Annotated in this window: 10 protein-coding genes; 2 read left to right on the forward strand and 8 right to left on the reverse strand. The window is 60.3% G+C overall.

All coding sequences use genetic code 11. The features are described 5' to 3' along the window. Positions 1-6 precede the first annotated feature (6 nt). Positions 7-1,170: an isovaleryl-CoA dehydrogenase gene (locus J3P94_RS10740; protein WP_434573237.1), complete on the reverse strand. Its 1,164-nt coding sequence runs from the start codon at positions 1,168-1,170 to the stop codon at positions 7-9. Between the two features lie 202 nt (positions 1,171-1,372). Between J3P94_RS10740 and J3P94_RS10745 the strand changes: the two genes are divergently transcribed. Next, the gene (locus J3P94_RS10745) at positions 1,373-3,082 is read left to right on the forward strand and encodes an AMP-binding protein (RefSeq protein ID WP_434573239.1); all 1,710 of its coding nucleotides are present in this window, start codon (positions 1,373-1,375) and stop codon (positions 3,080-3,082) included. Positions 3,083-3,713: 631 nt separating this feature from the next. On the opposite strand, the gene J3P94_RS10750 is transcribed toward J3P94_RS10745, so the two are convergent. From J3P94_RS10750 to J3P94_RS10760, 3 genes are all read right to left on the reverse strand, one after another. Continuing rightward, positions 3,714-4,613: a hydroxymethylglutaryl-CoA lyase gene (locus tag J3P94_RS10750; protein ID WP_434573240.1), complete on the reverse strand. Its 900-nt coding sequence runs from the start codon at positions 4,611-4,613 to the stop codon at positions 3,714-3,716. Positions 4,614-4,768: 155 nt separating this feature from the next. Further along, positions 4,769-5,170 carry a MerR family transcriptional regulator gene (locus J3P94_RS10755; protein WP_305500139.1) on the reverse strand — a complete coding sequence of 134 codons (402 nt, stop codon included), beginning with the start codon at positions 5,168-5,170 and terminating at the stop codon, positions 4,769-4,771. Positions 5,171-5,365: 195 nt separating this feature from the next. Next, complete coding sequence (locus J3P94_RS10760) at positions 5,366-6,295, reverse strand: LysR family transcriptional regulator (protein ID WP_434573242.1); 930 nt, start codon at positions 6,293-6,295, stop codon at positions 5,366-5,368. 178 nt (positions 6,296-6,473) lie between these two features. On the opposite strand from J3P94_RS10760, the gene J3P94_RS10765 reads away from it, so the two are divergent. Beyond that, on the forward strand, positions 6,474-7,703 hold the full coding sequence (locus J3P94_RS10765; RefSeq protein WP_434573243.1) for an acyl-CoA dehydrogenase: 1,230 nt from the start codon (positions 6,474-6,476) through the stop codon (positions 7,701-7,703). 141 nt (positions 7,704-7,844) lie between these two features. On the opposite strand, the gene J3P94_RS10770 is transcribed toward J3P94_RS10765, so the two are convergent. From J3P94_RS10770 to J3P94_RS10785, 4 genes are all read right to left on the reverse strand, one after another. Further along, positions 7,845-8,714, reverse strand: a complete 870-nt coding sequence (locus tag J3P94_RS10770; protein WP_434573245.1) for an isocitrate lyase/PEP mutase family protein — start codon at positions 8,712-8,714, stop codon at positions 7,845-7,847. A gap of 152 nt (positions 8,715-8,866) precedes the next feature. Next, positions 8,867-9,901: an arginine N-succinyltransferase gene (astA, locus tag J3P94_RS10775; RefSeq protein WP_434573247.1), complete on the reverse strand. Its 1,035-nt coding sequence runs from the start codon at positions 9,899-9,901 to the stop codon at positions 8,867-8,869. A gap of 61 nt (positions 9,902-9,962) precedes the next feature. Then, a complete protein-coding gene (locus J3P94_RS10780; protein WP_434573248.1) occupies positions 9,963-10,979 on the reverse strand; it encodes an arginine N-succinyltransferase in 1,017 nt (338 codons plus the stop codon). Positions 10,980-11,084: 105 nt separating this feature from the next. Then, positions 11,085-11,837 carry an N-formylglutamate amidohydrolase gene (locus tag J3P94_RS10785; RefSeq protein ID WP_434573250.1) on the reverse strand — a complete coding sequence of 251 codons (753 nt, stop codon included), beginning with the start codon at positions 11,835-11,837 and terminating at the stop codon, positions 11,085-11,087. Between the last annotated feature and the right edge of the window lie 221 nt (positions 11,838-12,058).

A 12,058-nucleotide genomic window follows, 5' to 3' on the forward strand; every position in this document is an offset into this window, starting at 1 on the left:
GCTCCGTTAGCGGGTTTCGTTGAACAGTTCGCGGCCGATCAGCATCCGTCGGATTTCACTGGTGCCGGCGCCGATTTCATACAGCTTGGCGTCACGCAGCAGGCGCCCGGCCGGGAATTCATTGATATAGCCATTGCCGCCCAGGATCTGGATGGCATCGAGGGCCATTTGCGTCGCGCGTTCGGCGCTGTAGAGAATCACCCCGGCGGCGTCCTTGCGCGTGGTTTCGCCGCGCTCGCAGGCCTGGGCCACCGCATACAGGTAGGCGCGGCTGGCGTTGAGCTGGGTGTACATATCCGCAACCTTGCCCTGGATCAGCTGGAATTCGCCAATGCTCTGGCCGAACTGCTTGCGATCATGGATATAGGGCACGATCAGGTCCATGCAGGCCTGCATGATTCCGGTCGGGCCGCCGGACAAGACCACGCGTTCATAATCGAGGCCACTCATCAGGACCTTCACGCCACCATTGAGTACGCCGAGGATGTTTTCTTCCGGCACCTCGACATCGTCGAAAAACAGCTCACAGGTGTTGGAGCCGCGCATGCCGAGCTTGTCGAACTTGTTGCTGCGGCTGAAGCCTTTCCAGTCGCGTTCGACGATGAACGCGGTAATGCCGTGGGCGCCTTTTTCCAGGTCGGTCTTGGCGTAGATCACATAGGTGTTGGCGTCAGGCCCGTTGGTGATCCAGGTCTTGCTGCCGTTGAGAACGTAGCGGTCGCCGCGTTTGTCTGCGCGCAGTTTCATCGAGACCACATCGGAGCCGGCGTTCGGTTCGCTCATGGCCAGGGCGCCGATGTGTTCGCCGCTGATCAGCTTGGGCAGGTATCTGGTTTTCTGCTCATGGTTGCCGTTGCGATTGATCTGGTTGACGCACAGGTTGGAGTGGGCGCCGTAGGAGAGGGCGACCGAGGCCGAGCCGCGGCTGATTTCTTCCATCGCCACCACATGGGCCAGATAACCCAGGCCAGCGCCGCCATATTCTTCCGGGACGGTGATGCCCAGCAGGCCCATGTCGCCGAACTTGCGCCACATATCGGCGGGGAACAGATTGTCGATGTCGATCTGCGCCGCCCGAGGCGCCAACTCTGCCTTGACGAAGGATTGCACCTGGTCGCGCAACATATCGATAGTTTCGCCGAGGGCAAAATTCAGGGATGGGTAGCTCATGGGACACCTTTTGGATTTTTTGTCGGGTGCGGGGAAGCGGCGGGAGCGCTCTCACCTTTACGTTAACGTAAGCGCGCGACCCATGGCTGTCAATCGCTCTTTACGTTAACGTCAACTTGGGCCAGAGTAAGGCCGCTTGAACAGCTTTCGAAGTCGTGAGATTCCACCGATACACCCACTAATAAAGACAACAGGGGGCGTCATGGATCAACCCGGTTCGCATACGCAACTCAGCTATACCCGCGGTTCCCAGGCCAAGGCCTTGCTGGCCCAAACCATCGGCGAGGCGTTTGACCAGACGGTGACCGACCTTCCTGACGGCGAAGCGCTGGTGGTTCGCCACCAATCATTGCGCTACAGCTGGCGCGAATTGGCCGCGGCGGTCGATCTGCACGCCCGGGCCATGCTCGCGCTGGGTTTGGAAACCGGCGATCGGCTAGGCATATGGGCACCCAATTGCGCGCAGTGGTGCATTACCCAGTTTGCCAGCGCGAAGATCGGCGTGATCCTCGTCAACATCAACCCGGCCTATCGGGCCTCGGAACTGGAGTATGTGCTCAAGCAGTCCGGATGCCGCTGGCTGGTGTGTGCGGGCGCTTTCAAGACTTCGGATTACCACGCCATGTTGCAGGCATTGGCGCCGGAACTGGCAGAGCAATCGATCGGCCAACTGCGAAGCGAATGCTTGCCGGATCTGCGCGGCGTGATCAGCCTCGATTCCCAGCCGCCTTCAGGCTTCCTGCCCTGGTCGCAGCTGGCCGACCTCGGTGCAGCCATCTCGCCTGGGCAATTGGCCGAGCGCCAGGGCAGCCTGCATTTCGAGCAGCCGGTGAATATCCAGTACACCTCCGGCACCACCGGATTTCCCAAGGGCGCGACCCTCAGTCACCAGAACATTCTCAACAACGGTTACATGGTCGGTGAAAGCCTCGGCCTGACCGCCGGCGATCGTCTGGTGATCCCGGTGCCGTTGTATCACTGCTTCGGCATGGTCATGGGTAACCTGGGGTGCATGACCCACGGCAGTACCATGATCTACCCCAACGATGCCTTCGATCCGTTGCTGACGCTACGGACCGTGGCCGAAGAAAGAGCCACCGCGCTGTACGGCGTCCCCACCATGTTCATCGCCATGCTGGACCAGCCGCAGCGCGGGGATTTCGACCTGTCCAGCCTGCGCACCGGGATCATGGCCGGAGCCACCTGTCCGATCGAGGTGATGCGGCGGGTCATCAGCGAAATGCACATGGCCCAAGTGCAGATTGCCTACGGCATGACGGAAACCAGCCCGGTGTCGTTGCAGACCGGTCCCACGGATGAACTGGAGTTGCGCGTCACCACCGTTGGGCGTACCCAGCCGCAACTGGAGAGCAAGATCATCGACGGGAACGGCGAGGTTGTCCCTCGCGGCACCATCGGCGAATTGTGCACGCGCGGTTACAGCGTGATGCTCGGCTACTGGAACAACCCCAAGGGCACGGCCGAGGCGATCGATGCGCAGGGCTGGATGCACACCGGCGACCTGGCGAGCATGGATGAGCAGGGTTACGTCTGTATCGTCGGACGGAACAAGGACATGATCATCCGTGGCGGCGAGAATGTTTATCCCCGGGAGCTGGAGGAGTTCTTTTTCACCCATCCCGCAGTGGCAGATGTGCAGGTAATCGGCATTCCATGCCCGCGCTACGGTGAAGAGATCGTGGCCTGGATCAAACTCCATCCCGGCCACAGCGTCACCGAGGAGCAGTTGCAAGCGTGGTGCAAGGAACGCATCGCTCACTTCAAGACACCGCGTCATTTCAAATTTGTCGAGCAGTTCCCGATGACGGTTACCGGCAAGATCCAGAAATTTCGCATGCGCGAAATCAGTATCGAAGAGCTGCGCAATCACCAGGGCCAACCACAATCCTAGTGGGGGAGCGAGCCTGCTCGCGAAAGCGGTGTGTCATTCAAGCTGCCATGGTGTGACACATCGCCTTCTGAGCCCATGGAAGGAAACCAAACCCCAGACAGCACAAAGGGGAGCCGAAGCTCCCCTTTAATTTTGTCGTCGCGTGCTCTTTTTTTATTATTGAGGGGCGGCCTGTTGTTGTTTTTGGCAGCCGTGACCCTTTACCGCTGTTTTTGGCGATCCCCATCCGGGATCAAGAGCAAACGTATTTTTTTGAGCGCTGATCTGCTTTTTCGCCTTGCGATCCAACCGATTCGGGAGCTACCTGGAGGTAGTTTTATTATTCTCTGCCCGGTTGCGGGTTGCTCCTGGAAGCACCCTGAAAAGCACATCTTCTCCAAAAAAATCTGTTAGCTGCGTCTCTGCCGTGTTGTTTTTGTTATGTCAGAGTCGTTTCGTCTTGTTTTTATTGGGTTTGTCGCTTTTTTTTATTCTTGTTGTACTGGAGATATAGCAGGTGCCGTGCCAACTTTTAGAAATCCTTTTAAATCAATGGATTAGGTTATTTGGCTGAAAACTCGGTACGACGATTCCAGACAAATTGTTTCCGTGTTACTCGTTTCGCCCCCGTTACAAGCGGGGCGGTAACACCTCACCGCGCCAGGCGCGCCTTGGCCACGCGCGAACCGGTCGAGCGACCCAGCACGTCGCAGATCTGCCGGCCCGCGGCGATGAGTGCATCCAGATTAATGCCGGTCTCGATGCCGAGGCCGTTGAGCAGGTACAGCACGTCTTCCGTGGCGACGTTACCGCTGGCGCCCTTGGCATAAGGGCAGCCGCCCAGGCCGGCGATTGAGCTGTCGAACACGGCAATACCTTCCAGCAAGCTGGCGTAGACGTTGGCCATGGCCTGGCCATAGGTGTCATGGAAATGTCCCGCCAGTTTGTCCCGGGGCACGTCCGCGCCGACTACCTCGAACATCCTGCGCGTTGCACCGGCGGTGCCGGTGCCGATGGTGTCGCCGAGGGACACCTCGTAACAGCCCATGGCGTACAGCTCCCGGGCGACCCACGCGACCTGCTCGGGCTTGACCTCGCCCTCATAGGGGCAGCCCAGCACGCAGGACACATAGCCGCGCACGCTGACGCCGCTGTGCTTCGCCGCCTCCATGATCGGTGCGAAGCGTTTCAGGCTTTCCTTGATCGAACAATTGATGTTGCGCTGGGAGAACGCTTCGGACGCCGCGGCGAATACAGCGACCTCCTTGACCCCCGCCGCCAGTGCGTCCTCGAAACCCCGCAGGTTTGGTGCCAGGGCGCCATAGATCACGCCGGGCTTGCGCTGGATCTGCGCAAATACCTCGGCCGAACCGGCCATCTGCGGCACCCACTTGGGCGAGACAAAACTGCCGACTTCGATGTAACCCAGGCCCGCATCGCTCAGGGCGTCAACCAGACGCACCTTGTCCGCCACGCTGATGGGTTGGGATTCATTCTGCAGGCCGTCGCGGGGGCCGACTTCGATCAAACGTACAAAGGAGGGGAGGGACATGGGGATTGACCTGTAGTGAGTTGCCAACTATCCGGGACCAATGACGAACCCTTGTGGGAGCGAGCCTGCTCGCGATAGCGGTATGACAGTCAATTCGATATTGCCAGTCATATCGCCATCGCGAGCAGGCTCGCTCCCACAGGGGACGTGTCGTATTACTGGACGACTTCCTCGCCTTTGATCGTCTGCTCCAGCGCCTGGATGCAACGTTCTTCGGCGGTGTCAAGCTCCAGCTTCATCTGTTCGATATCCAGCAACTGCTGTTCGAGCTGTTCGCGCCGTTCGGCGATTTTCGCCAGCATGCTGTGCAGTTGTTTCTGATTGCCGCTGCTGGGGTCGTAGAGTTCGATCAACTCACGGCACTCGGCGAGAGAGAAACCGATGCGCTTGCCTCGCAGGATCAGTTTCAGGCTGACCTTGTCCCGCGGCGAGTAGATACGTTCCTGACCACGGCGCTCCGGGCGCAACAGACCCTGTTCTTCATAGAAGCGGATGGCGCGGGTGGTGATATCCAATTCGCGGGCGAGGTCGGAGATGCTGTAGGTCTGGCTGCTCATGGAAGCGCTCGAAACGAAAGGGGTTGGCGCTAAGCTAATGGCAGGTTGACGTTCACGTCAAGCAGGCCCCCTGCAAACCTGTGGGAGCGAGCTTGCTCGCGATAGCAGTGGATCAGCTTGCATCAATGTTGAATGAACCGCCGCCATCGCGAGCAAGCTCGCTCCCACAATTTGGGATCAGACCCGTTTGATCGGCTAAACCTTATCAAGCTTCTTCTCATGCGCCGTCACCTGCTGGCACAGCTCGATCATCTGCTCGCGCATCCAGCGGTTGGCCGGGTCCTGGTCGGTGCTTTCGTGCCAGTAGAGATGGGTTTCCACCGGCGGCACATCATTGACGGGCAACAGGAACGCATGCAAATCGTGGCGACGGGCGAAACGTTCGGGAACGGTCATGACCATGTCGGTCTGCTGGAGCACCTGGGAAGCCATCAGATAATGTTGCGAGCGCAGGGCGATCTTGCGCTGGATGCCCATCTTGCCCAATGCCAGATCGACATAACCGAGGCCGTTGCGGCGGCTGGAGATATGTACATGGGTCTGCGCCAGGTAATCATCCAGGCTGAGTTTTTCCTTGCCCGCCAACGGGTGGCCCTTGCGCATGGCACACACGTAGCGATCTTCCATCAGCTTGACGTGGCGCACCTGCGGATCGGTATTGAGTGGAGCATCAACCGCGAAATCCAGGCGCCCGGCGGCCAGCTCCTTGGTGGTTTCCCGACGCTTGGACAGGAAACTCTCGATGGCCACGGTCGGCGCCAGGCGGCGCAGGCGCTGGAACAGCGGCGGCAGGATCACGCCCTCGGTGAGGTCGGTCATGCTGATGCGATAGGTCTTGACGGCTTGCAGCGGGTTGAAGATCCGGCTTTCCTGCACCGACACCCGGAGCAGCGACAGGGCGTTGCGCACCGGCCCGATAATATTCTGGGCCATCGGCGTGGGCACCATGCCTTGGGCAGTACGCACGAACAGCGGGTCGTTGAACGTCTCGCGCAAACGCGCCAGGGCGTTGGATACCGCCGGTTGAGTGATGCCGACGATCTGCCCGGCCCGGGTCAGGTTGGCTTCGGTGTAGATCGCATCAAAGACAATGAAAAGGTTGAGGTCGACCTTGCTCAGATTCATGGCGCTGCACTCTTGTTCTTGGGCTTGTTGTGAGGTGCCGGAAGGCGATGCGAATCAGTGAACCATATATCGGTGATGAATGTTAATACACGCCGAGAATAGGTTAGGTAAATTTTCGTAGCTGAACTAGCATCGATTTCATGACCTAAAAACAACCTCTGCCAAGAAGGTGCTGCCCATGGATTTTGCCTACTCCCCCAAGGTTCAGGAACTGCGTGAGCGCGTCACGGCGTTCATGGATGCCTATGTCTACCCGGCCGAGGCCGTGTTCGAACGGCAAGTGGCTGAAGGCGACCGTTGGCAGCCGACTGCGATCATGGAGGAGCTCAAGGCCAAGGCCAAAACCGAAGGGTTGTGGAATCTGTTCCTGCCCGAGTCCGAGTTGGGGGCCGGCCTGACCAACCTGGAATATGCACCGCTGGCGGAGATCATGGGGCGTTCGCTGCTGGGCCCGGAGCCGTTCAACTGTTCGGCGCCGGACACCGGCAACATGGAAGTGCTGGTGCGTTACGCCAACGAGGAACAAAAGCAGCGCTGGCTCGAACCGCTGCTGCGGGGCGAGATTCGTTCGGCCTTTGCCATGACCGAACCGGACGTTGCTTCGTCGGACGCCACCAACATGGCTGCCCGTGCCGAGCGTGACGGCGATCAATGGGTCATCAACGGCAAGAAATGGTGGACCTCAGGCGCCTGTGACCCACGCTGCAAGATCCTGATCTTCATGGGCCTGAGCAATCCCGACGCACCTCGTCACGCCCAGCACTCGATGATCCTGGTGCCGGTGGACACCCCCGGGGTAAAAATTGTCCGGCCGCTACCGGTGTTCGGCTATGACGATGCACCTCACGGCCACGCCGAAGTGCTGTTCGATAACGTGCGGGTGCCGTACGAAAACGTCTTGCTGGGCGAAGGACGCGGCTTTGAAATCGCCCAGGGTCGCCTCGGGCCGGGCCGGATTCACCACTGCATGCGCTCCATCGGCATGGCCGAGCGCGCATTGGAATTGATGTGCCAGCGCGCCATCAGTCGCACCGCGTTTGGCCAGCCGCTGGCGCGCCTGGGTGGCAACATCGACAAGATCGCCGACTCGCGAATGGAAATCGACATGGCGCGCCTGCTGACCTTGAAGGCGGCGTACATGATGGATACGGTCGGCAATAAAGTGGCCAAAAGCGAAATCGCCCAGATCAAGGTCGTCGCGCCGAACGTGGCCTTGAAAGTCATTGATAGGGCGATCCAGATCCACGGCGGGGCCGGGGTTTCCAACGATTTCCCGCTGGCCTACATGTATGCCATGCAGCGCACGCTGCGCCTGGCTGATGGTCCGGATGAGGTCCACCGGGCGGCTATCGGCAAGTTCGAGATCGGCAAGTATGTGCCGAAGGAGATGTTGCGTAGCGGGCGCTGAAGCTCGTTTACGCTGAGACTGCTATCGCGAGCAGGCTCGCTCCCACAGAGGTTCATCGGTGGACGCGTTATTTGCGCTCACCGCAAGCCCCTGTGGGAGCGAGCTTGCTCGCGATGGCGGCCTTCAGGTCAACGAATCAGCTCACTCCTTGACGCTCATATACTCCTCTGCCCAACGGATGTATTCCTCGGGCTGGGTGTAGGTGTGGGTCAGTTCCGTGGCGCTGAGGTCTGATGCCTGGGTGAAGATCTGACGCTGTTCCCGCAGACTGTCGTAGGTAGCCTTGATCGCGGCGAAATACGCGCCGTGGCCGTCAATCGTGATCCTCACGCCCAGTTCAGCCAGGCGTTTATCGTCGCGCAGCAGCGGGTTGCCATAAGTCACGAGCATCAGCGGTACGTTCAGGTTCTCGCTGATTTGCTCCAGATGCCCGAAATCCTGCACGCCTACCATGCAAATGCCGTCCGCGCCGGCGCGCTCGTATTGCCGGGTGCGACTGATGATCTCCTGGACCGGCAGAATCCCCGCGTTCGTGCGGGCGACGATGGCCATTTCCGAGTCGACCCGCGCCTCCAGAGCCGCGCGAATCTTGCCGACGCCTTCGGCCACGCTGATCAGGTCGGTGGATTTGCGGCCAAATTGCGCCGGCAGCAAGGTGTCTTCAATCGTCAACGCCGCCACGCCGGCGCGTTCGAGCTCGATGATGGTACGCATCACGTTCAGTGCGTTGCCGTAGCCGTGGTCGGCGTCGGCGATCACCGGCAGTTGCGCGACACGTCCGATGCGGGTGGCCTGCTCGGCAAATTCGCTGAGGGTGATCAGGGCAAAATCCGGCGCGCCCAATACTTGCAGTGACGCCACCGAGCCTCCAAGGATGCCTACCTCGAAACCCAGGTCGGCGGCAATGCGCGCCGACATCGGATCGAACACTGAAGCTGTGTGGTAGCAATTTGTGGAAGCCAGCAATTGGCGGAAATTTCGACGCAAATCTTGATGGGAAAGCCTGGACATATGAGTTCCACCAATGGAATGGAAGGGCTTGAGCAAAAGTGTCAACGCCTAAGGATGGAAAGCTATCACGCGGGACGGCCAAGGATGATGACGAATTTACAGGGACAGGCTGGCCGAAGTCGATCCCGTGAGATATGGCAGGCGCCGCGACGCTATGCCGCCACCGCCTGGCGATCCTGTTTGAACAGCAGCACGGCGCGCACCGTGTCACCCGGTTGTACTTGCAGGCGCTTGGCGGTCAGGCGATCGACCACCAGGCCCTGGCCGTGCAGGTGCCCCCGGGCGCTGGTGACGCGGCAGTTTTCCAGGCGCCTGTTATGAATCAGCCAGACCGGCGCCCGTTCGTCCGGGGTGCCTATGGTCAGCGTCAGCGACTGGCTGTCGCGGACGCTGCGGATGTTCGATACCGGCGCTTCGATCACCGGGCCGGCGTCGAAGATATCCACGTACCCTTTATGGGCAAAACCCTCATCGCCAAGGATCTTCAAGGCCGGCTCGGTGTTGGGGTGAGCCTTGCCGATCACGGCCTGGGCCTGTTCGGTGAGCAGGCAGGTGTACAGCGGTTGGCGGGGCATCAGCTCGGCGATGAAGGATTTGTTGCCCATGCTGGACAGCTGGTCGGCGTGGCTGAAGTCCTTCTGGAAAAAGTGTCGTCCCAGGCTGTCCCAGAACGGCGAGCAACCTTGTTCATCGGCGTGGCCGCGTAATTCCGCGATCAGCTTATCGCCAAACAGCCCGGAAAACTCCGCCACGAACAGCAGGCGCGCCAGGGACAGCAGCCGCCCGTTATGGCCGCGACGGTGCTGGGGATGAAGAAACAACGAGCAGATTTCCGACTGCCCGGTCATTTCGTTACTGAGGAACAGCGTCGGAATATGCCGCTGGATGCCCAGCTCGGGCGCCGAGCTGACCGTGACCCCGAGCCGATAGTTGTACCAGGGCTCGCGCAGTCCGATTGCGCCAGTGAGAGCGCTGATACCCACTACCTGACGGTCGTCGTCTTCGAGCACGAACAGATAGTCGGCGTCCGCCCGTTCGACCTGTCCGGCGAAGGTGCGCTGGGCCCAGCGTACCCGGTGCGCCAGGCGCTCCTCGTTGGCCGGCAGGCTGGTGAACCCAGGGCCGGCGCAACGGGCGAGGTCCATCAATGCGGGCAAGTCGGTCAGGGCAACCGGGCGGACTACCACGAAGCGCCTCCTTCTACAGGCCGGGCGGGACGCTGCCGCACGATGCGCGATCGTATGCAGCTCATAAGCTGACCATCCGAATCCGGTCACCGTCGGCAACGTCTAGCGCTGCCAGCATGTCAGGGGACAGGCGCACGAAGCCTTCGGCGTCAAGGTCCAGGTCGGCGATGATGGCCCGGTAATTACCCAGGCCATCGTTACTCACCAGGTAGCGCCCCGTGGCGTCAACCTGCTGGCTCGGACGCACGACGGCCGAGCGGCTATGAATGATCGAGCGGATGTTCGCGACCCGGGCATGCATCGTCGGCCCGCCGTCAAAGATGTCCACGTAGTTATTGGTTTCGAAACCCTCGCGTTCGAGAATGTCGAAGGCTTCCTGGCCGTCGGGGTGGATCCGGCCGATACAAGCCTGGGCCTGGGGCGGCAACATAGGGACATAGATCGGGTATTGCGGCATCAGGTCAGCGAGAAAGGTCCGACTCTGCAGGCCGCACAGTCGTTCGGCTTCGGTGTAGGGCAGGTCGAAAAAGTGCTGGCCAATGGCATCCCAGAAGGGCGAATGGCCTTCCTCGCTGCTGTACCCGACGATCTCTGTGATCACCGAGTCGGCAAAGCGTTGGGGATGGGCGCCGATAAACATCAGCCGGGCGCGGGACAACAATTGCGATTGCGCCGTGTGCACGTGTGCGGCGTCGATATGAAAGCCGCGCAGCAGCGTCTGGCCATTAAGGTCCTGGCACAGCGACAGTGCCGGTACGCCATGCTGGATGTTCAATTCCCGGGACTCGCTGGAAAACGGCCGGTTGCGCAGGCTGTAGAACGGCCCGTCGCAACCGGTGGCCGCAACGATTTCCGAGCAGCCCAGCAGGCGGCCCGACCCCAGGTCCTGCAGGACAAAAAAGTAATTCTGGGCACCGGGGCGTTGCACGTCGGTTTCGAACGAGGCGCATGAGCTGAGGATCCTGTCCCGCAGGCGATCAGTGTCGTCGGGAAGCGAGGTGACGCCCACCAGGCTGTCGCGGGCCAGCTGCTGCAACTGCGGCAAATCGGTTAACTGAACTGGGCGTAAAGCCAGCATGGATAACACTCCTGTTTCAAAGAGCCCGCCGAGAGGTGCCGGGCCTGACGATCACTGTCGATGTCCACGCGTTGAAGCTTGTAGCAGAGATTTGACACTGTCGCGTTACAGCAGCGGCGCGAGATAGGCACTCCAGGTCCGCACCGATTCGGGACTGCGCAACAGGTCGTTGCGTACTTCGATCAGCACCGAATCCAGGCCGCGGCCGTCGCCGTGGACTGGAACCGTCATGTCACTCAACGGGCTGACCTTATAGGGCTGATTGCCGGCGGCCCGCAGCGAATGGCGCATCAACCCGTCGACGATGCGCTGGGCATATTCCCGGGCTTCGCCAAACAATACCCCGGCCTCAAGGGCCCGCGGCTGGCCGTAGAACACCGGGGTGAAACTGTGGATGCCGACCACTCGCACGGTCCGGTTGTCGGCCAGGCGTCGGTCGATCAAGGCGCGCAATTGATCATGGAATGGATGGAAGAGGTACCGTTGGCGATACGCGCGCGTAGCTTCATCCAAGGACTGGTTGCCAGGAATCTGGTAGATCTCGCTTTGCGCCGGAATGCTGTCGGCGACGTGAAGCGGACGGTTCAGGTCGATCAACAGCCTTGAATAGTTGGCCGACAGCAAGGTGGCGCCGAGGGTTTCGGACAGCCGCTCGGCCAGGGCCAGCGCACCGATGTCCCAGGCAATATGTTCCTGAGCGGCGGTTTCATCCAGGCCCAGGTCGTTCAGTGCATCAGGAATGTAGCGGCTGGCATGCTCGCAAACCAGCAACAATGGATGCTCGGAGTCTTCACGCAGCAACCGGAAAGCAGGCTTGGTATAGAGGCCCGATTCGGCACATTCAATGGATTCACGCATAGTGCTCACAAAGTTCGGCTGGTGACAGCGCCTGGGGCAAGGCGTCGGGCGGCGCCCGGCCATACAGGGCACATATGATCTTGTGTACCGAAAGCATCATAGCCAGGCATGGATCAGTGATCGGGTCTCTGAAGAGAGGCATCCGTGCTCCTTGCCGGGATGAGTGCTGGTTTCTTTTCTAGCGCCGAAAATAGTATTTGGGCAGCAGGTGCCGCGTGTCC

Origin of the sequence: Pseudomonas sp. Z3-8 (genome assembly GCF_051131975.1) — a bacterium.
Lineage (GTDB): Bacteria > Pseudomonadota > Gammaproteobacteria > Pseudomonadales > Pseudomonadaceae > Aquipseudomonas.

What these genes read in the sequence shown, in the direction of transcription:
- J3P94_RS10750 (WP_434573240.1), bottom strand. Translation starts at nt 4,613, where the DNA reads ATGTCCCTCCCCTCCTTTGTACGTTTGATCGAAGTCGGCCCCCGCGAC.
- J3P94_RS10755 (WP_305500139.1), bottom strand. Translation starts at nt 5,170, where the DNA reads ATGAGCAGCCAGACCTACAGCATCTCCGACCTCGCCCGCGAATTGGAT.
- J3P94_RS10740 (WP_434573237.1), bottom strand. Translation starts at nt 1,170, where the DNA reads ATGAGCTACCCATCCCTGAATTTTGCCCTCGGCGAAACTATCGATATG.
- J3P94_RS10760 (WP_434573242.1), bottom strand. Translation starts at nt 6,295, where the DNA reads ATGAATCTGAGCAAGGTCGACCTCAACCTTTTCATTGTCTTTGATGCG.
- J3P94_RS10780 (WP_434573248.1), bottom strand. Translation starts at nt 10,979, where the DNA reads ATGCTGGCTTTACGCCCAGTTCAGTTAACCGATTTGCCGCAGTTGCAG.
- J3P94_RS10745 (WP_434573239.1), top strand. Translation starts at nt 1,373, where the DNA reads ATGGATCAACCCGGTTCGCATACGCAACTCAGCTATACCCGCGGTTCC.
- J3P94_RS10765 (WP_434573243.1), top strand. Translation starts at nt 6,474, where the DNA reads ATGGATTTTGCCTACTCCCCCAAGGTTCAGGAACTGCGTGAGCGCGTC.
- J3P94_RS10785 (WP_434573250.1), bottom strand. Translation starts at nt 11,837, where the DNA reads ATGCGTGAATCCATTGAATGTGCCGAATCGGGCCTCTATACCAAGCCT.
- J3P94_RS10770 (WP_434573245.1), bottom strand. Translation starts at nt 8,714, where the DNA reads ATGTCCAGGCTTTCCCATCAAGATTTGCGTCGAAATTTCCGCCAATTG.